The 23,614-nt window shown below is 63.9% G+C and carries 15 protein-coding genes and 2 tRNA genes; 13 read left to right on the top strand and 4 right to left on the bottom strand.

Annotated features, from left to right (window positions below; genetic code table 11):
- Positions 1–42: 42 nt before the first annotated feature.
- Entirely contained in the window at positions 43–2,361 is a 2,319-nt protein-coding gene (locus NTV05_18545; protein MCX6546394.1) for a class I SAM-dependent DNA methyltransferase, read from the bottom strand.
- Between the two features lie 143 nt (positions 2,362–2,504).
- Here NTV05_18545 and NTV05_18540 point away from each other — a divergent pair, with 143 nt between their 5' ends.
- Positions 2,505–3,785 (top strand): DUF362 domain-containing protein, encoded by a 1,281-nt coding sequence (locus NTV05_18540; protein MCX6546393.1) that lies wholly within the window; start codon positions 2,505–2,507, stop codon positions 3,783–3,785.
- A gap of 2 nt (positions 3,786–3,787) precedes the next feature.
- Here NTV05_18540 and NTV05_18535 read toward each other — a convergent pair whose 3' ends face one another.
- The 3 genes from NTV05_18535 to NTV05_18525 form a co-directional block, all read right to left on the bottom strand.
- Complete coding sequence (locus tag NTV05_18535; GenBank protein MCX6546392.1) at positions 3,788–5,383, bottom strand: hypothetical protein; 1,596 nt, start codon at positions 5,381–5,383, stop codon at positions 3,788–3,790.
- A gap of 116 nt (positions 5,384–5,499) precedes the next feature.
- Positions 5,500–6,663 (bottom strand): DUF1343 domain-containing protein, encoded by a 1,164-nt coding sequence (locus NTV05_18530; protein MCX6546391.1) that lies wholly within the window; start codon positions 6,661–6,663, stop codon positions 5,500–5,502.
- A gap of 40 nt (positions 6,664–6,703) precedes the next feature.
- Positions 6,704–8,974, bottom strand: coding sequence for a patatin-like phospholipase family protein (locus NTV05_18525; protein MCX6546390.1), 2,271 nt, complete (start codon positions 8,972–8,974; stop codon positions 6,704–6,706).
- A gap of 91 nt (positions 8,975–9,065) precedes the next feature.
- Between NTV05_18525 and NTV05_18520 the strand changes: the two genes are divergently transcribed.
- From NTV05_18520 to NTV05_18465, 12 genes are all read left to right on the top strand, one after another.
- Positions 9,066–9,587 (top strand): hypothetical protein, encoded by a 522-nt coding sequence (locus NTV05_18520; protein ID MCX6546389.1) that lies wholly within the window; start codon positions 9,066–9,068, stop codon positions 9,585–9,587.
- A tRNA-Val gene (locus NTV05_18515) sits at positions 9,567–9,641 on the top strand. The genes NTV05_18520 and NTV05_18515 overlap by 21 nt, the downstream gene beginning before the upstream one ends.
- Positions 9,642–9,730: 89 nt before the next feature.
- Positions 9,731–9,807, top strand: a tRNA-Asp gene (locus tag NTV05_18510).
- Between the two features lie 194 nt (positions 9,808–10,001).
- Positions 10,002–12,251, top strand: coding sequence for a PAS domain S-box protein (locus NTV05_18505; protein ID MCX6546388.1), 2,250 nt, complete (start codon positions 10,002–10,004; stop codon positions 12,249–12,251).
- On the top strand, positions 12,248–12,904 hold the full coding sequence (locus NTV05_18500) for a response regulator transcription factor (GenBank protein MCX6546387.1): 657 nt from the start codon (positions 12,248–12,250) through the stop codon (positions 12,902–12,904). The genes NTV05_18505 and NTV05_18500 overlap by 4 nt, the downstream gene beginning before the upstream one ends.
- Positions 12,905–13,155: 251 nt before the next feature.
- On the top strand, positions 13,156–13,734 hold the full coding sequence (locus NTV05_18495) for a chemotaxis protein CheW (protein MCX6546386.1): 579 nt from the start codon (positions 13,156–13,158) through the stop codon (positions 13,732–13,734).
- Positions 13,731–15,134, top strand: a complete 1,404-nt coding sequence (locus tag NTV05_18490) for a tetratricopeptide repeat protein (protein MCX6546385.1) — start codon at positions 13,731–13,733, stop codon at positions 15,132–15,134. Before NTV05_18495 ends, NTV05_18490 begins: the two co-directional genes overlap by 4 nt.
- 3 nt (positions 15,135–15,137) lie before the next feature.
- Entirely contained in the window at positions 15,138–15,746 is a 609-nt protein-coding gene (locus NTV05_18485) for a chemotaxis protein CheW (GenBank protein ID MCX6546384.1), read from the top strand.
- Positions 15,747–15,778: 32 nt separating this feature from the next.
- Positions 15,779–17,425: a methyl-accepting chemotaxis protein gene (locus NTV05_18480; GenBank protein ID MCX6546383.1), complete on the top strand. Its 1,647-nt coding sequence runs from the start codon at positions 15,779–15,781 to the stop codon at positions 17,423–17,425.
- 138 nt (positions 17,426–17,563) lie between these two features.
- Positions 17,564–19,855 carry a response regulator gene (locus NTV05_18475; GenBank protein MCX6546382.1) on the top strand — a complete coding sequence of 764 codons (2,292 nt, stop codon included), beginning with the start codon at positions 17,564–17,566 and terminating at the stop codon, positions 19,853–19,855.
- A complete protein-coding gene (gene cheB / locus NTV05_18470) occupies positions 19,852–20,931 on the top strand; it encodes a chemotaxis-specific protein-glutamate methyltransferase CheB (protein ID MCX6546381.1) in 1,080 nt (359 codons plus the stop codon). Before NTV05_18475 ends, cheB begins: the two co-directional genes overlap by 4 nt.
- A complete protein-coding gene (locus tag NTV05_18465; GenBank protein ID MCX6546380.1) occupies positions 20,924–23,614 on the top strand; it encodes a response regulator in 2,691 nt (896 codons plus the stop codon). The genes cheB and NTV05_18465 overlap by 8 nt, the downstream gene beginning before the upstream one ends.

Genomic DNA, 23,614 nt, shown 5'->3' with positions numbered 1-23,614 from the left:
TGGCTGGGGTGGTCTTGGTTTTCCGGGCGGGCTTCTTCGTCTTCACCTTTCGCCGCCCTTCAGCAATCCATCCAGCAACCCCTCGGCGTCGCGCTCGATGGCGAGAATGTCGGCGCTGATTTCCTCGAGCGTGCGCAACGGCTGCGGCGTGTAGAAGTGGCGGGTGAAGCTGATTTCGTAGCCGAACTTGGTGGCGTCGTCTTTGATCCACGCGTCGGGTGTGTAGGGCAGCACTTCCCGCCGGATGAAGGCCTCGATGCCGCCGTCCTCCAACAGCGGAATCTGCTCCGTATCCCGCAGGTCGGAATCAGGCTCGAATTCGACGATGGCGGGCTTGCCGTTGACCATCGCCTCGAACAAGCCGCGAAGCGGATCGGCCTGTACGGAAGTGGTCCTCCCACGCTTGCTGAATGTGTGAACCTTCGCGATGACCGGCGGCGCCGTCTCAACACGCCAGCTGACCCCCTTCATGATCTGCTTCAGGTCCGCTGCCGGCAGCTTGATATCCGCCGCGGTCAGTGCCGCATCCACCTGGTCTTGGAAGACGTTGTGATCCTCGAAGAGGGTGTCGCCGAGAGCCGCGCGCAACTCCAGGGCGGACCGGACAAGGCGGCCGTCTCGCTCCCACGTCCGGGAATCGAGCAGCTTCCTCTTCTGCTTCTCTGGTAGGCCCTTCTTCGCCTCGCCGCCCTCGTCTTCGGCCTCTTCCCCGTCGTCATCCCACTCGGCGAGGCGCTTCTCCAACGCCGCGGAGATCTCCTCGAAGTTCGCGAAAAGGTCGTCGCCGAACTCCTCATAGAGCGTGGCGCGAATCTCCTCGTCACCTGACGTGAAGCGCAGCGTCTCGATGGCCTTGAGAGAAAGCTGGCTGTGCAACCGAAGCGGCCGTTCAACCGTTACCTTCCAATACCCGAACGCGGCGTTCGGGAAGATCTTCGACTCGGGCGTTTCAGTGAAATCAAGAAACGTCCGGCTGATGCGCTCGATGTCTTCGGGCGCGAGCTCGCAGTTCTTCTTGCCGAGGTTCTTACGCAAGGGCTTGAACCATTGGGTTGCGTCGATGAGCTGCACCTTGCCCTGGCGGTGCGCGGCCTTCTTGTTCGACAACACCCAGATGTAAGTGGCGATGCCGGTGTTGTAGAAGAGGTTGAGCGGCAGGGCGACGATGGCTTCGAGCCAGTCGTTCTCGATGAGCCAGCGCCGGATGTTGCTCTCGCCCTGCCCGGCGTCGCCGGTGAAAAGCGAACTGCCGTTGTGAACCTCCGCGATGCGGCTGCCGAGCGTCGAGCGGTCGTTCATCTTCGACGCCATGTTGGCGAGAAACAGCATCTGACCATCGCTGGACCTCGTCACCAGCGACAACTCTTCGCCTGCGTGTATCACCCTGAAGCGCGGGTCGCGCATCCCGTCTTTGCCGCCCATCGACTCCAAGTCCTTCTTCCAGCTCTTCCCGTAGGGCGGGTTCGCCAGCATGAAGTCGAACTCCTGCGCCGGGAAGGCGTCGTGCGAAAGCGTGGACCATTCCGCGCCGCCGACGATGCGGTCGGCTCGTTCGCCCTCGCCTTTCAGCAGCATGTCGGCCTTGCAGACAGCGTACGTCTCAGGGTTGATTTCCTGGCCGTACAGGTGGCTGTCAATCTGAAGACCGTGCGTCGCAGCAACGCTTTTCAGCGTCTCCTCGGCCACTGTCAGCATCCCGCCCGTGCCGCACGCGCAGTCGTAGAGCAGGTACGAACCGGACTTGAGCTGAGCCTCGATCGGCAGGAACACGAGGTTGGCCATCAGGCGGACCGCGTCGCGCGGCGTCCAGTGCTCGCCGGCCTCCTCGTTGTTCTCCTCGTTGAACTTGCGGACAAGTTCTTCGAAGATTGTTCCCATAGCGTGGTTGTCGATGCCCGCCGGAGACAGGTCGATCTCGGGGTCCAGGAACTTATTGATCAAAGTGCCGATGGCGTCGGCCTTGGACAGGGTCGACAACTGGTTCCGGAACTTGAAGTTGTCGAGGATATCCTGGACGTTCTGCGAGAAGCCGTTGAGGTAGTCCTCGAAGTCGGCGAGCAATTGCTGCTGGCTGCCCCTGGACTTGAGGTCACGTAGCGTAAATCGCGACGTGTTGTAGAACGCCTGTCGAGCGGCGTCGGCGAGCGCGGCCCGTTGCTCGGTGATGCCGGCCTCGTCCAGCATCTTCTTGGTCTCGATAACCGCCTTCTTCGTCGGCTCGAGAACGGCGTCCATGCGCCGGATCACGCACATCGGGAGAATCACGTCCGGGTACTTGCCGCGCTTGAACAGGTCTCGGAGCACATCGTCGGCAATGCCCCAGACGAATGAGACGATTCTGTTGTGCGTGGTCTGATCCATGCTCGCTTTCGCTCAGTTCTCCCGCAACGGTCGGGGCGTGACGACGGGCGAATCTTAGCACTGGAACCGGATCAACCGGACAGACAGCCGCCGAAGCCTGGTCTCTCCAATCCGGTCTAGAATAGAAACTTCAGGAACTCTTCATGGCCAAGTCCACTGTTGCCATCCTGCGTACGCGCCCGGGGACCGTCCTGAGGGATTACCACGACCTGATGAACCTGGCCCGGTACCAGGACGTCATCGCGAAAGACGCGGACACGGCGCTCAAGGTCAACATCTCCTGGCACTTCTTTTTTCCCGGCAGCTCAACCGTGCCGTGGCAGCTGGATGGCGTCATCCGTGCGCTCAAGACCGACGGGTACGATTCGGCGCTGGTCCACGCGTGCCACAACCGCACCGTGGTCATCGACGCGCATCTCGGCGAGCGTGAGAACAAGCAGGTCAACGTCGTCGAGGCGCACGGGTTGAGAAACGTCCACCTCTACGAGGGCGAGGAGTGGATTGGGATCAAAGACGCCGTCGGCGACTTGACGAAGAAGTTCCTCTGTCTCAACGAGGTGTACCCGCAGGGATTCATGATTCCGCGGCGCTTCATCGGCGAGAACATCATCCACCTGCCGACCGTCAAGACGCACGTCTTCACGACGACGACCGGCGCCATGAAGAATGCGTTTGGCGGACTGCTGAACGAGCGGCGGCACTGGACGCACCCGGTGATCCACGAGACGCTCGTGGACCTGCTGATGATCCAGCAGAAGATCCATCGAGGCGTGTTCGCCGTCATGGACGGTACCTTCGCGGGCGATGGCCCCGGACCGCGCTGCATGATGCCGCAGGTGAAGAACGTGATCCTGGCGAGCGCCGATCAGGTGGCCATCGACGCCGTGGCGGCAAAGCTGATGGGCATCGACCCGATGTCGATCAAGTTCATCCGTCTGGCGCACGAGGCGGGGCTGGGATGCGGGGATCCGCGCGACATCGAGATCGTCGGCGACCAGTCGGCGGCCGCCGAGAACTGGCACTTTGTCGGGCCGTTCAAGAAGATGACGTTCGCGTCGAGAATGCAGCAACTGATCTACTGGGGCCCGCTCAAAAAGCCGATCGAGTGGAGCCTCAAGACCGTGCTCGCGCCGTGGGCCTACATCGCCAGCGTCATGTACCACGACAGCTTCTGGTACCCGATGAACGCGGACCGGATGATGAAGGACGTGTTGTCGAGCGAGTGGGGGCGCCTGTTCCAGAACTGGGAAACCGCGAGCGTGAAGGCCAATGCGGACGGCTATCCTGACGTTGGCACCGCCCCGGCCGAAGTGCCGAGAATGGGCGCACGCGCTTTCGGGAAGTCATTCGGGATTCTTGGCACCTGCGTGCGCGAAGCGCCAGAGTTCGCCAACAGGAAGCGTAAGGTCGTGCCGCGCGCGTAGACTTACTTCTGCTTTTCGAGCCAGACGTTGAACATCCACAGCGACGCCGCAGAGACGAAGCCGATGCCCATCAGGATGAGCCAGCCCATGGCGTTGTTGGCCGGCACGAGCTCAAGCAGGCCATCGGCCTTGACCGTCGCGCCTTTCGCCATGATGTCGTTGAAGATGTAAGCGCCGACCGGGCCGCCCAGCATCGCGCCGAAGGCGAGCGGCAGGTTGGCGTATCCGAGGAATAGCCCTTCCTGGCCCCTTGGCGCGAGGGCGCCAATGTACTCGTACATGCGCGGCGAGGTGAACAGCTCGCCGAGCGCAATCAGCGCCACGGTCAGGATGAAGAACGTCGAGGCGATTGGCATCGCATTGGCGACCAGCGCCTGTGGCCCGCCAGCCGTGCAGATGGGCGCGATGTTGATGAGCATCGCCACGCTGATAATGATGGTGCCGGTGACCATCGAGCGGATGGGCTTCATCTTGCCCCACGTGCTCGAGATGATCAGCTGGAAGCACACGATGACGAACGGGTTGGCGGCCGTGTAGAGGTCCATGGCCGGGTTCGACTCGACCACACGCTTCACGTACAGCGGGAAGACGTTGTAGACCTGGTTATAGAGGAAGTAGAAGCCGGTCATCACGATCAGGTAGAGCGTGAAGCGCCCGCTCTTCAGCACCAGCACCATGTCGAGCAGGATCCGGCCGATCGAACGTCTCGGCTTGGAGAGCGCCGCGGCGTCAGCCGCGGGCTCCCGGTACGTGAACAGCACGACGAAGAACGCCACGATTGACGCGATCGCCGCGACGGCGAAAATGAGCGACAGATCGACGGCTCCCGCCACTTCCCGTTCTGCGGCCGTGACCTGAAAGATCTCGCGGACCAGATAGGCTCCGGCCACGGCCAGGGCCGTAAATCCAGCCGTCGCGATCCAGATGTCCTTTTTGCTCCGATCCGCTTTGGTCGTGCGATGCACGAGAAACACGATTCCAGCGGCAGCCAGCCCGCAGATGGCGACCACCTTGAGAATGGTGGTGAGCCCTGAGCCGCTCCTCACGACAAACGCGGTCCCGCGTCCGAACAGCGACCCGATATTGATGACCATGTAGAAGATCGCAAATCCCAGCGTCGCCCGGGCGCCGGCCGTCTTCTGCACCGTACCCGAGATGCACGGCTTGATCACCGACCCGCCGATGCCGATCAGCAGGATGGCCGCGACAATCATCACCGCGTCGCGCGATCCGACGGTGACCTCGGATTGGATCGTCTTGCTCAGCACGCTTCCGCCGAACCAGACGGGGTAGCCCATGAAGAAATAGCCGATCGCCAGGAGGACGAAGGCGATGAGCAGAGCCCGCCGAAACCCGATCTGGTCGGCGATTGTGCCCGACAGGATCGGCAGGAAGTAGACGAGTCCCCACAACACGGTCGAATTGAGCGTCGAAGGCCAATAGGCGCCAAAACCGAGCTGGCCGAGATAGATGACGACGAAACTCGCCATCGAATAGTAGGCGGCGCGCTCGAACAGTTCCGTGACGTTGGCGGTCCAGAAGGATCCGGGAAATGGCTGAACAGGAGCGTCGGTGCCGGGTGGAAGAGGTTGTGCCATGGCAGATGTCTCGGAATGAAGTCAGGAAACGCCGGAGAAGTCCGATGGGGCAGCCTATCCTAACTGGATCGGCGTCCAGATGGAACCCCACATCAGGAGCGGGCGTTCGATTGCCATCAGTAGAGCAGGTACTGCTGTCGGGTGCGCACGAATTCCGCGACGCCGGCCGTCCAGCCCTCCGCGATGGTGAACGGATCGACGCCGGCCTCGATCTGCTGACAAAGGCCCGCCGACCCCGCCAGGATATCGATCGGCATCTTCTCGTGTTCGTATTCGTACGGGGGCTGGCGCCACGCGAATCTCCCCGGATCCGTCTTGAAGAAGCAGGAGAGGAGCGCCACTCCGTTCAAGACCGGGAGGAACCGGCTTCTGTCGACCACGTGCGTCTGGCAGCCGCCGCACGTGCTGCGCGCGTGTTTCTGGAACGTCGGTTCGAAGATCGTGGGTCGAAAGCGGGCTCCCGGCACGCCAATCGCATTCATGTCGGCCGCGAACCGCTCGGCGTCAATCCACGGGGCGCCGATCAGCTCGAACGGCCGTGTGGTACCGCGCCCCTCGGAAAGCTCGGTGCCTTCAAACAGCACCGCTCCCGGATAGACGATGGCCGTGTCGAGGGTGGGCATATTGGGAGACGGCATCACCCAGGGCAGGCCGGTCTCGTCGTAGAACATCTGTCGCGACCAGCCTTCCATCTTCACGACGCTCAATTTCGCGCCGATGCCGAACTGCTCGTTGAACAGGCGCGCGAGCTCGCCAATCGTACAGCCGTGTCGCATCGGGATGGGGAACAGCCCGACAAACGACTTGAATTTCGGATCGAGCACGGGGCCTTCGACGGCCTCGCCGCCAATCGGATTCGGGCGATCGCAAACGATGACCGGAATGCCGTGGCGGGCGGCCGCGCGCAGGCAGTTCGCCATCGTGTAGACGAATGTGTAGATGCGGGCGCCGATATCCTGGAGGTCCACCACGAGCGCATCAATCCCCTCGAGCATCTCCGCGGTTGGTTCGCGAGTCTCGCTGTAGAGGGAGTAGATTGGCACCCGGCGCCGGGCGTCGGCCGCGTGCGCCGTTTCGATCATGTTGTCCTGCAGGTCGGATCGGAAGCCGTGCTGCGGGCCGAAGATCGCGGCCAGCGTCACGCCGGGCGCGGCAGAGATCAAATCGGCGGCGTGGTTCAGGTCGGCGTCCACCGAGGCAGGGTTGCAGACCAGTCCGACCCGACGCCCCTTGAGATCGCGCGATGCCAGCAGGCGGGTGAGTCCAGGGACGACAGTCATGGGGGGATTATAGACGGGCTGTCATGGCCACCGTCGCCAATTACCGGTGCATCAGCTGGCCAAGCCCCGCGAACAGGCGAAGTCGGCCGTCAAATCCCACGCTGGCGCCGGCCGAGATCGGTCCGAGTGGTGTGTCGACGACAAACCCTCCAGACACGTCGGTCTTGAACATAGCGCCGCTCCACCGTTCGAACGTCGCGCCGTTCTCAACCCAGCCGCCCGCATACACGATCCCGCCCGCGCCCTGCGCGAACCGGTACACGCGGTGGAAGTACCCGGCCGTGGCCAGCACATAGTTGCTGCCGCGCAATTCGCCGACGTTGAGGGCGCTGAGCAAGAACGGCCCACCGAGCGCAAACGCGTTGACCTGGGCCGTGCTGCCGAAGGAGGAGCCACCGGCGGCCCGAACGAAGACCCTGCCTGCGCGGCTGACCGGCATGAACACCGACGCGTCGGCCTCGCCAGAAAGCAGATTGTCGGGTTCGGCGCGTGGGCTTACGGCGAGGTCCGTGGACGTCGCGCCGGCGACATGGGTGAAGCGGCGGATCCGCCCTTGCGCATACAGGCCGCGATCGGGGATCGTGGGCCCGCTCTGCCCGTCGTATGTGGCCTGCAGCCTGACGTATCGCTGGGATCCGTTGCTCGCGGGCAGCACCCCAGTGCCCACCAGCGTGAGGCCGTCGAGATGCTCGGCGGCGTAGCCGGCGCGCCACTCGAAAACGTTGCCCATCGTGAACCCGGCGTCGACGCCCGCGGTCGACACGGTCCGGCGGTACTCAGCGCGGAACTGCCGCCCCTCAAATACATTGAACTGCTGTTCCTCAACGCCGGCGTATGACGAGACGAACAAGCCTCCGTGACCGACGGGCTGGTACCACTCACCGGCCGCGCGCATGATCGTGCCGGCAGCCACGTCCAGTCTGGCTTCGGACCCGTGCCCGGTCAGGCCAGACGTCCAGACGCGCCCCCGCAGCGTCGCGGCAACCCCGGTGGACTGGGTGTTCTGCAGATCAAGAGCCGTCAGCAGAAACGGGGGGCCATAGGTCTTCGGCCTGGCCGTCACCGCGATGCCCACACGCTCGCCGTCGACGACGAGGCGATAGGTGACTGACAGGTAACGCTCGGTTCCCATCATCGCCACCATCTGCCGATCGAGCGCCGCGGTATCGAGCGGCTGGAGCACGAATCGCTCCAGTCGGGCGCGAATCGTCGCGGCCTCGTCGGGCAGCACGCCTTCCACATCGACGAACGCCGGCGCCGGCAGCCGCGTCCTGCGCAGGCCGGCGCGCGCGGCACGATACGCCTCGTATTCAACCGGGCTCAGCGCGTACTTTTCGAGCGAGGACCGCTGCGCCTCGGCCGCAGCATATCCCTGCCTGGCGAACTGATCGGCGCGGTCGAAATCAACGGCCCAGAATCCCTTAAGGGCGGGGACGAGCACGATGTCTGCCGATTCAAGCGCGCGGCGCGACCCGGCACGCATCATCACGTCAAGCGACTCGACCAACACGGACAGCAGCGAGTCTCCGCGCTTTTCGTACGCGAGGTCGCCGCTCACATCGACCGCGATGACGATGTCGGCGCCCATGGCCGAGACGACGTCGGCGGGCACGTTGTTGAGGATGCCACCATCGACCAGCGTCCGGCCGTCCACCGTGACTGGCGCGAATACGCCCGGAGTAGCCATCGTCGCCCGCAAGGCCTGGGCCAGCCCGCCGCGATCGAAGACCACCGCCTCAGCGCTCTTCAGATCGGCGGCGACGCAGCGGAACGGCGTAGGAAACTGGTCGAAGCTGGTTGTCGCGTAGTACGGCATGGCGATGCGCCCGAGCAGCAGATCGATCTGCGGGCTGGCGCTCAAGCCGGCCGGAAGACTGAATCCGCCGCGGAGGCCGAACTCGAGACGCGAGGGAAAGTCCCGGGCGTCCTGCTTGCGCCGGAACGCCTTGTCCGCGAACGACGCGCCCGGCGCCAGCATCTGCTCCCACGAGAGGCTCGACACCAGGCGTTCGATTTCGGCAGGCGTCATGCCGGTGGCGAACGCGCCTCCGATGAGGCCGCCCATGCTGGTGCCGGCAATCGCGTCAATGGGAATCCGGTGCTCCTCGAACCACTTGAGCACGCCGATATGCGCCAACCCCCGCGCGGCACCGCCGCCGAGGGCGAGGCCGATGCGGGGCCTGGCGGCGGGTGAGGATGGAGCCGTTTGCGCCGACACGGGAAAGGGCGCGGCGACGACGAGGATGAATCCGAGCAGGCCGGCGACCGCAGTGTGCGCCAGCGGAGAGTCCAGGGCCGGATGGCGATTCATCGAGTCACAGTGTACCCTTGATGCGGTTACAATCGAGGCCGAGGCGGACCAGATGCAGGGCTTTGTGCGCAGGACAGGGATCGGATGCCTGGTGGCAGTCGGACTGAGGATTGTGCTCCTCGGCTGTCTGTTCGTGTCGGTGATCACGGTCGTCGGCGCCTGGCGCCACTTGTGGTTCGCGTTCAACGGCGTCACCGTCGAGGGCGTGGTGGCGCGCCAGGTCGAGGAGTTGGCCGCGGATTGGGCGGATCCGTCCGCCGGGAAGGTGGTCTCGGGCGTCCAACTGGCGCCGGCGCGACGGTTGTATCGCGCGATTGTGGAGTTCAAGGACGGCGAGAGCACTTATTCGATCGAGGCACAGGCGCGAGGCCCGTCCGAGATCTATCCGGTGGGATCGCGCGTGGACGTCGTGTACCTGCGGGGTCGGCCGGATGCCGCGAAGCTGAGGCCGGAGCTGCCGGACTTCTGGACGCAGGCGGGCTATCTGCTGATGGGGATGATGCTGGGCTCGGGCGCGGCGTATTGGTGGTGGAAGCTCATCCGCCGACGTGGTAAACTTGATCCTTTGTCGGGCGGGCCGGATGGACGTGTCGGGCGGTTAGCTCAGCGGTAGAGCACCGGCTTTACACGCCGGCTGTCACAGGTTCGAGCCCTGTACCGCCCACCAGGCGAGATCGCAGTTTTCGGGTTCAGTAAGTCCAGGCAGATGGTGACAGCGACTGCCACGAAACGGACTGCCGAGTAGCCGCCTCGAGCGGGGTTGTAGTTCAGCTGGTTAGAACGCCGGCCTGTCACGTCGGAGGTCGCGGGTTCGAGTCCCGTCAACCCCGCCAGTTTCCACACCACACCATAGTCGCGGGTGCTTCGCCCGCGGAAGCCCTCACACGAGTTCGACAGGCTCACCGCAGGCGGGTTCGACAGGCTCACCGCAGGCGGGTTCGACAGGCCCACCGCGCTCAAATAACATTCGTGAGCTTCGTGAGTTCGTGATACACCGTTACTGAACAGGACAGTAGAGATCTGCACGATGACGATGAAGTCAACTCGTCGAACATCCAGGCGGGCGAAGGAAGCAATTCAGGACCTGTCGAAGTTCCCATCCGACAATCCCAACCCCGTCTTGCGGATCGCTCGAGACGGTACGCTGCTGTACATCAACGAGGCCGGCGTGAGCCTGCTGCCACAGTGGCATCTGGACATTGGCCAGGCGAGTCCCCCCGTACTGAGGGACGCCGTCTTTCGGTCCATGGACACTGGAGCAACACAGGAGCTCGATCTCGAGCACGGCGAGCGGGTGTATTCGTTCTTCGTTGCGCCGATTATCGCCACGCGCTTTGCCAATCTTTACGGTCACGACGTCACCGAGCACAAGCGCGCGAACGCGGCGCTGCGCGAGAGCGAGGCGCGCTTCCGCGCCATCGTCTCCCACACCCCGGACCACATCATCCTGCAGGACCGCGATCTGCGTTACCGGTTTGTGATCAACCCGCAGCTCGGCCTCACCGAGGCCGACATGATTGGGAAGCACGAGCGGGACTTCCTCGGAAAGGAGGATGCCGAGAAGCTTACCGCCATTAAGACGAAAGTGATGGAGACGGGCGAGCCGTTTCACTCGGAGTTGTCGCTTCAGAACTCAAAGGGCGAAACTGAGTTCTTCGAGGGGGCTTACATTCCGAAGTTCGACCTGACGGGCAAAGCCGACGGCCTCATCGGATACTTCCGCAACATCACCGAGCGCAAACGGGCCGAGGAGGCGCTGCGGGCGAGCGAGGGGCGCTTTCGCCAGTTGTTCGACAATATCAGTAGCGGTGCCGCCGTATTTGAAGTCAAAGACAACGGCGACGATTTCGTTTTTGTTGATTTCAACAAGGCGGGCGAGCGTCTTGACGGCGATCGCAAACAAGACCTTCTCGGGAAATCAATTCATACCGTTCGTCCGGGCATCAGGGAATTCGGGCTGCTGGACGTGTTCAGACGAGTCTGGGAAACGGGTATTCCGGAGCATTACCCCGCCAGGGTTTACCGGGACAAAAAGCGGATCAAATGGTATGAAAACTATGTTTACCGTCTTCCTTCTGGGGAAATCGTTAGTGTGTATGACGACGTCACCGAGCGCAAACAGAAGGAGGAAATCATCCGAGAGAGCGAGGCGTCGCTCGCCGAGGCGCAGCGCAGCGCACAGGTGGGCAGCTGGGACTGGGACCTCAAACAAGACAAGGCCACGTGGTCCGTCGAGATGTGCCGCATCTACGGCGTGGAGCCGGGCGGGTTCAGGAACCTTGACGAAAGCCTTCAGGCCATACACCCTGAAGACAGGGAGTCCGTCAGGAAAGCCGTCGAGGATGCGCTGGAAGGAAAGAAAGTCTACAAGGTAGAGCACCGCGTAATCCGCTCGGACGGCTCCACACGCACCGTCCACGCGCAGGGCGAGACGATTACTGGCGAGGGGGGAAAGCCCGTCAGAATGCGGGGCACGGTTCAGGACATCACCGAGCGCCAACGGGCGGAGGAGAGGATGCGGACGTTCTCTCGAGAGATCATCACCACGCGAGAGGAAGAGAGGAAGAAGGTGTCGTCCGTCCTGCACCACGACGTGGGTTCGCTGGCGGTAGGGATTTCGGCCCATCTCGACGCGATCGAAGAGGATCTCCGCGCCGGGAAGCCACGAGAAGCGCTCAAGTGGACGAAGCGGACCAGGCAACTGTTTGACGAGTCAGTGGCCCGCCTGAAGGAGGTGGCCGTCGAACTTCGGCCGCCCGAACTTGATCTGCTCGGACTGTGCGCCGCCCTGCGGCAACACTTCTCCAAGGTGACCAGGCACGGGGGCATCCGGATTCACTTCAGAGATACGCTGGGGCGAAGGCGCGTGTCCGGAGACACCGCGACGACGCTGTTCAGGGTTGTGCAGGAGGCGCTGACCAATGCCATCACGCACGGCGATGCGAAGCAAGTGGACGTGTTCCTCAGCGCATCCAGGAAGGAAGTCAAACTGACGGTTCGTGATAATGGAGCAGGATTCAGTCCGTCCGGACAAACGGGGAAGGCAACATCACGGATGGGCCTCCGCGTGATGAAAGAAATGGCGGCTTCCTTGGGAGGCGGCTTCAAGATTGACACCCGGCGGGGGAAGGGAACCACGGTGCGCGTGAGCCTGCCGCATGAGACCGCGGCCTTGCGGCCGGAAGACGTCACCGTGCGGAAGGAGACGGTGGCGCGAGGAGAGACGATCCGTTCCGCCCGACGGGGCTCGCGGCCGCAGAAAGTGAGCGGCGCATGAGCATTCGCGTCATCATCGCCGATGATCATCCGGTCGTCAGGGACGGGCTGCGGTTGACGATCGAAAGAAGCGGAGCGGAGATCGTAGTCGTCGGCGAGGCTTCCGACGGCATGGAAGTTCTGAAGATGGTCAGGACGAAGGCCGCCGACGTGTTCATCCTCGATATCACCATGCCCAATATGAACGGAATCGAGACCGCCAGAGAACTGCTCAGGCAGTCCCCGGCCGCGAAGATCATCATGCTGAGCCTGCACGATACGAAAGCCATGGTGGAGGAGGCGCTGGCGGCCGGTGCGCGGGGATACTTGACGAAGGAGATGGCCACCCGAAACGTGGTTGAGGCCGTGACCGCGGTCCACGCGGGACAGTACTATCTCTGTCCACGAATCGCCCATTTCGTCGTTGAGGCCGGGCTCATGGGGAAAACGGGCTCACGGAAACGTGGAGCCGCCCCGGTTGCGCTCACCACGCAGGAGAGGAAAGTGCTACAGCTTATAGCCGAAGGCCACAGCAACAAGGAAGTCGCCGCCAGACTGGAGGTGTCCGTCAATACCATCCACGCCCACCGGAACAGCGTGATGGCCAAGCTGAACATCCACAAGCAGGCCGACCTCGTCCGCTTCGCCATCAAGGCAGGCATTGCCAAGCTCTGACAGGCCATCCCTCAGGCGTCTTCCCGAGATAGCCCCAAAATCTTCTTGATTTAACCCCTTCGGGCGATAGCTCTCCATTCCGGACTGCGCAACCATGTACTTTCCATGACCAGCCGAAAGCGCGCACTACCGAAGAGAGACGGCGTTCTGAAGCCGAGGCCCAAGAAGAAGCCTGAGGCTGGTGCCATCGTCTTCAGGTATGCCCACGGCAAGGAAACCGTTTCCACGGCTCGTCGGAAGCCCGCGAAATCATGAGCACCGTCATTCGGGAGAGCGAGAGCGTTCTAGCCCGCGCGTGCCGCGCGCCGGAAGCAGAACGATCTCTGGTGGTCTTCTCGCTGGACGACCAGCGTTACGCGCTGGATCTCGCTCGCGTGCAGCGGTGCATCCGCGTGGTCGCCATCACGCCGCTTCCCAAGGCGCCCGCGATCGTCCTGGGCGTTATCGATCTCGGCGGCGTGGTCATCCCCGTCATCGACATCCGCATGCGCTTCAACCACCCGCCGCGCGAGGTTAGGCTGTCCGACCACCTCATCGTCACCACGGCCGGGAACCGAACCGTTGCGCTCCTGGTCGATGAAACGAAAGGGGTGATCGAGGCCTCGCCGGAGAGCTATGCGCCGGCGGGTGAGTTTATGCCCCGGCTCGAGCTGGTGGACGGTGCGGTGAAGCTCGAGGACGGCCTGATCCTGATCCACGACCTCGGGCACCTGCTGTCCCTCGAAGAGGAGGCAGCGATCGATCGCGCACTGAGCAGTACCGCCGGCAGCGATGCCACTGTGAGCGGCGGCCGTGACGACGCGCCCGAGCGGGGAGTGCCGTCGCGATGATCAGCGCACTGGACAGGACGCTCTTGGGCGAGGTGAGCGGCTTCATCGCGGAGCGCATGGGTCTCCATTTCCCCGAGGAGCGGTGGCCCGATCTGGCTCGCGGTCTCAAGGCCGCCGGTCGGGAGTTGGGTTTCGAGTATCCCGACGCGTGCGAGCGTTGGCTCATGACCCGGGATCTCACGACCCGGCAAGTCGAAACGCTCGCCAGCCACCTGACCGTGGGCGAAACCTACTTCTTCCGCGACCCGGCGAGCTTCGAAGCGCTCGAGCGGGAGATCCTGCCGCCGCTTGTCGCGAGGCGCTCGGAAGCGGGTCGGACACTCCGCTTGTGGAGCGCGGGGTGTTGCACCGGGGAAGAAGCGTACTCCCTCGCCGTCACGTGCGTCCGTGCGCTGCCGGACCTCCGGACGTGGAACGTCTCGATTCTCGCCACCGACATCAACCCGAAGTTCCTCGCCAGGGCTGAGGCGGGCGTCTACTCCGAATGGTCGTTTCGCGGCGCACCCGGCTGGCTTCGCGAACGGTTCTTTTCTCCCGTGCCGGACAAGAAGCTGGCGATCGATCCGACGTTCAAGAAACTGGTTCACTTCGGCTACCTCAACCTGGCTGAAGACGTTTACCCGTCGCTCGCCAACCACACCAACGCGATGGACGTGATCTTCTGTCGCAACGTTCTCATGTACTTCACCCCCGGCCACCAGCGACGAGTCGTGGCGGCGCTGCATCGTTGCCTCGTGGACGGTGGCTATCTCGTGGTCAATCCTGCCGAGGCCAGCACGACGCTGTTCCGGATGTTCGCCATGGAGAATATCGGCGGAGTCCTTCTCTATCGCAAGACCTCACAGCGGGTCCGCGCTGAATCCTGGCCGGAACTGGTCTCGCCCGCCACCGCGTCCGCTGTCGCGGTACACGAGCCCACATTCGTCGTGGCCCCCGCGCCTCTTGTGCCAGTCGAGCCGGTCGCGCCGGTGGCATCTGCCTCGGCAACGACGCCGATCACCGAGTCGCGTTGTGAGGATCTCCTGGTGCGGGCACGAACCTACGCCAATCAGGGCAGGCTCGAGGAGGCGCTCACGTCGTGCCAGGACGCCATCGCGGCCGGGCGCACCAACCCTGCCGCACATTTCCTGCACGCGGCGATCTGCAACGAGCTTGGCCGGCTCGATGAAGCTATCACGGCGCTCGGCAAGGTCCTCTACCTCGATCAGGATTTCATCCTCGCCCACCACGCGCTTGGGGGGCTCTACAAGCAGCTCGGCAAGCAGAAGGAATCCAGGCGCCACCTCGCGATCGCGCTCGAGCTCCTATCAGCCAGGCGCCGGGATGAGATCGTGCCCGAGTCCGACGGAATGACCTGCGGACGCCTCGTCGAGTCGGTTCGAGCGATGACGGAAGCCTAAGCCATGCCGCAACCACGCACGATCGACTGGGACGCGATCCACCGCCGCCTCGCACTGTCGGCGGCGGCCATCTCCGGAGGGTTCAAACACGGCCCGGAAGAGACCCGCCGCATTCTCGAAACGCGCGCGAGGGCGGCGGCCAGGCCACCCGCCAAGACGGACGACGCGGAGCGGCTCGAGGTGCTGGCGTTCTCGCTGGCCGGCGAGACCTATGGCGTCGAGACCTGCCGCGTCCGCGAGGTCTGCCAGCTCAAGGACCTGACAGCGGTGCCCTGCACGCCGCCCTTTGTCGCCGGCGTGATGAACCTGCGCGGCCGGATCCTGGCGATCGTGGACCTGCGTAAATTCTTCGACTTGCCGGCCCGAGGCCTCACCGACCTCAACCGGGTCATCGTATTGGGAGGCGGCGACAACGAGATCGGGTTGCTCGCGGACTCCATTGATGGCGTGCGGTCGGTAACAGTGTCGGCACTGCAGGACGGCCTGCCCACCCTCACCGGCATCCGCGAGAGGTTTCTCAAAGGTGTCACCGGCCAGATGTTGACCGTGCTCGACGGCGACCGCCTGCTCGCAGACGCTGGTCTCAAGGTCAACGAGCAGGTCACCAGGTAGATGCGCTGACTTCCGTCAGAAGGGGGATAGTCATGGGTTGGTTCACGAATCTCAAGACGAAGTCGAAACTGTTGCTCGGGTTCGGTGCCATTGTGGTGCTGCTCGGCGTCGTTGTTGCCGTTGCCTACCAGGGAACGAGCGCTCTAGATCAGTCCCAACGGAGCATCGTCGACCAGGAGTTCCGGGCCTCGGTTGATGTGATGCAAATCAGAAGCCATGTGAATCATCAGCGGGGCGATATGTTCGAGTTGCTGTACGCAGCCGACAAGGTGGTTCAAGCCGCCCACGAGCGCGACATCACAGAGCGCCAGAAAGAAATCCACCGGCTCGTTGCGGACGTGGGAACCATTTTGGGGGGGCGCAATGACAGCGAGGACATCGCCGCAGTCGCCGAGGTCAAGAACCTGCTCGCGGAGTTCTACCAGTTTTGGATGAAGGATCTGGGGCTGGTGCATCAGGGGCAGATGGAGGAGGCCCGCGCGCTGGGTTTCGGGACGCAAACCGATCGCATGAATAGAATCCGCGAGACACTCGCATCGTTGATCGCCAACCTCGAGAAGGACACCGCCGCAGCGGTGGCCAAGTCTCAGCAGGGCGTGCGCGACACGTCGCGCATCTTCGGGATCGTTGCGGTGCTCGCACTTGGCTTCGGCGTCTTCATGGTGTGGTTGATGAACCGCCTCATCGCCGTTCCGCTGAAGGCGGTCACCGGCGTGGCCCAGCGGATCGCCGCGGGCGACCTGACGGTGCAGGTCGAGGCGGAGGGTCGGTCAGACGAGGTCGGCGCGATGCAGGAGGCCCTGCGGACCATGGTCGACAATTTGCGCAGCTTGAACAAGGAGCTGCAGAGCGGCTTCGGCGTGCTCGCCTCCTCGTCGACCGAGATCCTGGCTACGGTATCCCAGGTCGCTGCGAGCGCGTCCGAGACGGCTACCGCCGTGAGCGAGACCTCAACCACCGCCGAGGAGGTCAAGCAGACGGCCCACGTCTCCAACCAGAAGGCGAAGAACGTCCAGGAGACCGCTCAGAAGGCGGCTGCCGTTTCCGAGACCGGCCGCAAGGCCGTCGCCGAGACCCTCGAGGGCATGAACCGCATCCGCGAGCAGATGGAGTCCATCGCCGAGAGCGTGGTGCGGCTCTCCGAACAGGGCCAGACCATCGGTGAGATCATCGCCACGGTCAACGACCTCGCCGAGCAGTCCAATCTCCTGGCGGTGAACGCCGCCATCGAGGCCAGTCGCGCCGGCGAGTACGGCAAAGGTTTCGCGGTGGTCGCGCAGGAAGTGAAGAGCCTGGCCGAGCAGTCGCGGCAGGCGACCACGCAGGTGCGGACCATCCTGATGGAGGTGCAGAAGGCGACGAGCGCCGCGGTCCTGGCCACCGAGCAGGGAACCAAGGCGGTGGCCGCCGGGGTCAAGCAGGCGTCTGAGGCGGGCGATTCGATCCGCGCGCTAACGGGCAGCGTGAGCGAGGCCGCGCAGGCGGCGACCCAGATCGCCGCGTCGAGCCAGCAACAGCTCGCCGGCATGGATCAGATCGCCTCAGCCATTGCCAACATCCGGCAGGCCACCACCCAGAACATGGCGGGTACCAAGCAACTCGAGGCGTCGGCGCAAAGCCTGCAGGAACTGGGCGGACGGCTGAAGATCCTGGTCCAACGGCAGCGCGTCGAGGCCTGAGTCCTTCGATGCACAAATGCGGCAACGTAATTGTGCCCTCAGGACTCAGTGCTGAGGAAGCAACTACGGCCGTTGTGGGCGCAACCGATACGGAGCCGTAGTTGCGACTCGAAGTACTGAGGCGGGGCAGGGGAAGGCATGGATAAGAAGAAGGAGGAGTTCCTGGCGCGGCTGCGCGAGACCTTCCGGGTCGAGGCGGCAGAGCATATCGAGACCATGACTGCGGGCCTCGTGGCGCTCGAGCGCACGGACGATGCCGGGCGGCCGCCACTCATCGAACGCATCTTCCGGGAATCCCATTCCCTCAAGGGCGCGGCGCGGTCGGTGAGCCTCGCCGGTGTGGAGGCGCTGTGCCAGGAACTCGAGAGCATCTTCGCGGCCATGAAGCGCGAAGACCTCAAGGTGTCCACGGGACTGCTCGATGCCATTCATCCCGCGGTCGGTGTTCTTGGGACATTGTGCGGGAGTCTCGGTGTCGCACCGTCGTCGGAAGGCGAGAAGAAGGAGCAGCAGGCGCTTGCAACACTCAAGCGAATCGTTCGGAAAACGGCGAACGAAAGCGCCGAACCGCCGGCGGTTGCCGTTCGGTCTCAGCCCCGCGCCTCCTTCAGCGCGCATTCAGCTCCGGCTGCGTGTGTGGGGTCAGCGCCGCCAGATCCACCTGCGCCGCGCACCGTTGCAGCCATGGCCGCGCCAGATACTGTCCGCGTTTCCACGAGAAAGCTCGGCGCCATCCTGCTCGAAGCCGAGGAACTGGTGGGCGCCAAGATTGCCGCACGCGAACGCGCCGCTGAATTGCGCGCGCTCGCCGCGGATCTTGCCGGCTGGAACCAGCGGCGCGTCGGCCAGGCGGCGCGGCGGCGCCGAGGTCATGAAGCGACGACGGCCGCGTCCGATCTGCTCGAGTCGGAGATGCTGTACGCCAGGACGCTCGAGAACTCGCTACGGAAGGTGGCCGGGGCCGCGCATCAGGACGCCCTCTCTCTTGCGGCTATGACCGACGCAGTCCTCGAGGACACCAAGAAGATGCTCCTGCTTCCCTGCTCGTACCTTCTCGGCACCCTGCCTGCGGTACTGCGCGACCTGGCGCGGGACCAGGGCAAGGAGGCGGACCTCCTCGTGCACGGGGAGGACATCGAGATCGATCGCCGGGTGCTCGACGAACTCAAGGACCCGCTCATCCACTTGTTGCGCAACTGCGCCGATCACGGCATCGAGAAGCCGGATGCACGCCGTGAGCTGGGCAAATCCGGCCGTGGGTCTGTCACGATCACGGTGAAACCGGTCGAGGGGAGCCGGGTCGAGCTCACCGTGGGCGACGACGGCGCCGGGATCAATACCGACAACGTCAGGAAGGCCGCCGTCCGTCGCGGACTCATCGCGGCCGACGAAGCGGCCCAACTGGCCCAGGCCGACGTGACCCCGCTCGTCTTCCGCTCCGGGCTGTCGACCAGTCCGATTGTCACCGACTTGTCGGGCAGGGGGCTCGGCCTGGCCATCGTACGCGAGAAGGTCGAGAAGCTCGGCGGAACGATCGCCGTGACTTCGGCGCCCGGCGCAGGTACGACGTTTTGTATGCTCGTGCCCTTGTCGCTGGCGACCTTCCGCGGCGTGTTCGTCGAGGTCGCCGGCCGGCGCTTTGCGATCCCGACCGCCAGCGTGGAGCGCGTGGGCCGGGTGAAGCCGGACGAGATCAAGACGGTCGAGAACCGTCAGACCATCGCGCTGGGCAAGGACGCGGTGTCGCTGGTGCGCCTGCGGGACGTGCTCGAGCTCTCCGGGCCGGACGGGCGCGTCGATGGCGCGGCCCGCCCCGTGGTGGTGGTGCGAGCCGCCGACCGCCGGGTCGCGTTCCTCGTCGACGAAGTGCAGGGCGAGCAGGAGGTACTGGTCAAGCGACTGGGCCAGCAACTCGCCAGAGTTCGCAACGTCGCCGGCGCCTGCATCTCGGGCAGCGGCGCGGTCATCCCCATTCTCAATGTCGTCGACCTCGTGGAGTCCGCGAGCACGGCCGGCGCGCCGGGGCCGATAGACGCCGCAAAGGCGCACGACACCGTGCCCGAACGGCGCGGGCGCCTGCTCATCGTCGAGGACTCGATCACTGCCCGGACGCTGGTGAAGAGCATCCTGGAGGGCGCCGGTTACGAGGTGGTGGCCACCGTGGATGGCCTGGACGCGCTGACCAGGCTCAAGACCGAGCCGTTCGACCTGGTGGTGTCGGACGTGGACATGCCGCGGATGAACGGCTTCGAGCTCACCGCCAGGATCCGCGCCGACAAGAAGCTCGGCGAGCTGCCGGTGGTGCTGGTCACGGCGCTGGGATCGCAGAAGGACCGCGAATACGGCATCGAGGTGGGCGCCAACGCCTACATCGCCAAGAGCGATTTCGATCAGAGCAACCTGCTCGAAATCATCCGGAGGCTCCTGTGATCAATGTGCTCATTGTCGAGGACTCGCGGGTGATCCGCGACTACCTGGTCTACATCCTCAAGACCGATCCGGACATGCAGGTCATCGGCGTCGCCGGCAGCGGAGAAGCGGCGCTCGAGTTCCTCGCCGAGCACCTTCCCGACGTGATCCTCATGGATATTCATCTGCCGGGGATTGACGGCTTCGAGACGACCCGGCGGATCATGTCGTCGAACCCCGTGCCGATCGTCGTGTGCACGGCCAGCACGCACTTCAGCGAGATGCACACCGTCATGCGCGCCCTGGAGGTGGGCGCGCTTGCCGCGGTAAAGAAACCCCGGGGCCTGACCGGCCCTGACGCCGATGCCGAATCCGCCGCGATCATCACTGCCCTCAAGCTGATGTCCGAGGTCAAAGTGGTGCGGCGGTGGAACCGGTCCCCGGCCACCCCAACGCATGTGACCGCAGTTGCTGCCGGGCCCGTGCTGTGCGATGGGAGTGGCCATGACGCGGCCATCGTCGCGATCGGGGCGTCCACCGGAGGCCCGCCGGCGGTCTTGCGGATACTGTCATGTCTGTCGCCCGCGTTCCCGATCCCGATACTCGTGGTCCAGCACATTGCCGCCGGTTTCACGGCCGGCTTCGCCGAGTGGCTCACTACAGCCTCGGGTTTGCCGGTGCACGTGGCACATGGCGGAGAGACCCCATTGCCCGGTCACGTCTACGTCGCACCCGACGACCATCACCTGCGCGTTGCCCGGCGGGGCGAGCTGGAGACAACCCGGGATGCTCCGCTGAACGGCGTGCGGCCGTCGGTGGGAGTCTTGTTCCGGTCGGTGGCCGAGCGTTTCGGCCGCCGAGCCATCGGCGTGCTCCTGACCGGCATGGGCCGGGACGGCGCCGAGGAGCTTAAGCTCATGGCGGACCGGGGCGCGCTCACCATCGCGCAGGATGAGGAGAGCTGCGTGGTCTTCGGCATGCCGGCCGAAACGATCAAATTGGGTGCGGCCCGATTCGTGCTTCCGCCGCACAAGATCGCCGAGCTCTTGACCACCGCCGTGGCGCGCGACACGAGCAAAGGAGGAACCCGTGGCTGACACTCCGAACACCACGCAGAAGACATTCAACATCCTCGTGGTCGAGGACAGTCCGACGCAGCTCGAGGCGCTGCGGTCCCTCCTCGAGGAGTCGGGCTTTTCGGTGGTTGCCGCGACCAACGGCAAGGAGGGGCTCGCGGCAGCCCAGGCGAACCCGATCGACCTCGTGATCTCGGATATCGTGATGCCCGAGATGGACGGCTATGCGCTCTGCAAGGCACTGCGCGATGACCAGACATGCCGGCGCCTGCCGGTCATCCTACTCACTTCGCTCACCGACCCGCAGGACGTCATCCAAGGGCTTGAATCAGGAGCCAACAACTTCATCTGCAAGCCTTACGACGATCGTGGGCTGGTCGCGCGCGTGCAGAACGTGCTCACGAACCAGGAGATCCGCAGGACCACGTCCAGCGAGATGGGACTAAGCGTCTTTTTTGCCGGACAACCGTTCTTCATCACCGCCGATCGGCTGCAGATCCTCGATCTGCTGCTCTCGACCTACGAAGTGGCCATCCAGCAGAATCGGGAACTGCTGTCGGCACGCGAGGAACTGCGGTTGCAGAACGCGATCCTCGAGAAGAAGGTGCGCGAACGCACGGCCAATCTGATGGCGGAGGTGACCGAGCGCGAACGGGCGGAACGGACGCTACGCGAGGCGAAAGAACATCTGGAAATCCGCGTCAAGGAACGGACGGTGGAACTGGAGCAAACCAATCGCACGCTCCAAGTGGAGATCGCCGAGCGCAAGTTGGCCGAGGAGGCTGTGAATCTCGAGCGGCAGCGGCTCTATGACGTTCTGGAGACGCTGCCGGCCTACGTGATACTACTGTCGGCAGACTACCACGTGCCCTTCGCCAACCGCGTCTTCCGGGAGCGATTCGGGGAGTCCGAGGGGCGGCGCTGCTATGAGTATTTGTTCAACCGTACTGCCTCTTGCGAGATCTGCGAAACCTATACAGTCCTCAAGACCGCAGCGCCGCACCATTGGGAGTGGTTCGGTCCCGACGGCCGCAATTACGACATCTTCGACTTCCCCTTCACCGACACCGATGGCACTCCCCTCATCCTGGAGATGGGCATCGACATCACCGAAACAAAGCGGGCGCGGACAGCCCTTACGGAGGCCAACGAATCGCTGGAGCGGCGCGTGGCCGATCGCACAACAGAACTTCGATTGAGCGAAGCGCGGCTGAGAGATGTCGTATTCAGCGTAGCCGATTGGGTGTGGGAGGTGGACGAGAATGGCGTCTATACCTACAGCTCGGAGAAGGGCTACGACCTGTTGGGAGTATCCTCCGAAGACGTCGTCGGGAAGACACCGTTCGATTTCATGCCACCGGATGAAGCAAGGAGAGTAGGAGCGATATTCTCTGAAATTGCGGCACGCAAGGCGCCCATAAGGGATCTGGAGAATTGGAATATCCGGAGGAATGGCGAACGCGTCTGTCTCCTCACGAATGCTGCGCCCATACTGGACGAAGCGGGGAATCTCAGAGGTTACCGCGGCGTGGATAAAGACATCACGACGCAGCGACAATTGGAGGCCCAGTTTCTGCAAGCTCAGAAGATGGAAGTCGTGGGCCGGCTCGCCAGCGGCATTGCCCACGATTTCAACAACCTGCTGACCATCATCAACGGCACCGCCGATCTCATGTTGACGGACTTGAAAGAAAGCGGCCCGCAGCGCTCGGATCTCCAGGACATCCGACAAGCCGGCGAGCAAGCGGCCTCGCTGACCCGGCAGTTGCTGGCCTTCAGCCGCAAACAGATCATGAAATTCGAGGCCCTCGACCTGAGCAAACTGGTCGCGGACATACAGGGCATACTCCAGCGCCTGATCGGTGAAGACATCGCACTGGTGGTGGTGCCGGCGAAGGACGTGGGCTGCGTCATGGCGGATTCCGCGCAGATTCAGCAGGTCGTGATGAACCTGACCGTCAACGCTCGGGACGCCATGCCCAACGGCGGTACGCTCACCATCGAGACACGGGACATCGTACTCGACGAAGCCTATGCCGAAGAGCACCCATCCGTGCAGTCAGGGCCGCACGTGATGCTCGCGATCAGCGACACGGGTACCGGGATGGACGAGGCCACTCGTGCGCGGATCTTCGAACCGTTCTTCACGACCAAGGGCCCGGGAAAGGGCACGGGACTCGGCCTGTCCACGGTGTACGGCATCGTCAAGCAGAGCGGCGGCAGCATCTGGGTGTACAGCGAACCCGGAATGGGGACGACCTTCAAGATCTACCTGCCGCGAGTCGAGCGTGTGGTGCACAAAATCCAGCCCGCCCCGGCGGTCGTGTCGGTACAAGGCGTCGAAACCATCCTCCTCGTCGAGGACGATGAGGCGGTTCGCTGTTTGGCCAAGCGCGTTCTGCAGAAGGCCGGCTACACGGTGCTCACCGCCAGCAACGGCGCGGAGGCCCTGCTGCTTCTGGAGCGGCACGACGGACCCGTACACCTGATGCTCACCGACATGGTCATGCCGGGGATGAGCGGGCGGGAACTGGTGGCACGGATCGGGCATCTCAGCCCGCGAACGAAGATCCTCTGCACGTCCGGGTACACCGACGAAGCCATCCTGCACCAGGGGTTGCTCGCCGAGGCAGCCCACTTTATCGGCAAGCCGTACAGCGTCGCGGAGCTGACGCGCAAGGTGCGGGAGGTGCTGGAGTCGTAG

The sequence above is a fragment of the Acidobacteriota bacterium genome (assembly GCA_026393755.1).
In the GTDB taxonomy this organism is placed as follows: domain Bacteria; phylum Acidobacteriota; class Vicinamibacteria; order Vicinamibacterales; family JAKQTR01; genus JBAXOX01.
The sequence above is the reverse complement of the archived record's forward strand: the minus strand, read 5'-3'. Positions and strand labels throughout refer to the sequence as shown.

Bases quoted from the DNA above. Each gene is read 5' to 3' on its own strand.
- NTV05_18480 (MCX6546383.1), top strand. From the start codon at position 15,779: ATGGGTTGGTTCACGAATCTCAAGACGAAGTCGAAACTGTTGCTCGGG.
- NTV05_18505 (MCX6546388.1), top strand. From the start codon at position 10,002: ATGACGATGAAGTCAACTCGTCGAACATCCAGGCGGGCGAAGGAAGCA.
- NTV05_18535 (MCX6546392.1), bottom strand. From the start codon at position 5,383: ATGGCACAACCTCTTCCACCCGGCACCGACGCTCCTGTTCAGCCATTT.
- NTV05_18545 (MCX6546394.1), bottom strand. From the start codon at position 2,361: ATGGATCAGACCACGCACAACAGAATCGTCTCATTCGTCTGGGGCATT.
- NTV05_18495 (MCX6546386.1), top strand. From the start codon at position 13,156: ATGAGCACCGTCATTCGGGAGAGCGAGAGCGTTCTAGCCCGCGCGTGC.
- NTV05_18500 (MCX6546387.1), top strand. From the start codon at position 12,248: ATGAGCATTCGCGTCATCATCGCCGATGATCATCCGGTCGTCAGGGAC.
- NTV05_18525 (MCX6546390.1), bottom strand. From the start codon at position 8,974: ATGAATCGCCATCCGGCCCTGGACTCTCCGCTGGCGCACACTGCGGTC.
- NTV05_18540 (MCX6546393.1), top strand. From the start codon at position 2,505: ATGGCCAAGTCCACTGTTGCCATCCTGCGTACGCGCCCGGGGACCGTC.
- NTV05_18485 (MCX6546384.1), top strand. From the start codon at position 15,138: ATGCCGCAACCACGCACGATCGACTGGGACGCGATCCACCGCCGCCTC.
- NTV05_18530 (MCX6546391.1), bottom strand. From the start codon at position 6,663: ATGACTGTCGTCCCTGGACTCACCCGCCTGCTGGCATCGCGCGATCTC.
- NTV05_18490 (MCX6546385.1), top strand. From the start codon at position 13,731: ATGATCAGCGCACTGGACAGGACGCTCTTGGGCGAGGTGAGCGGCTTC.
- NTV05_18475 (MCX6546382.1), top strand. From the start codon at position 17,564: ATGGATAAGAAGAAGGAGGAGTTCCTGGCGCGGCTGCGCGAGACCTTC.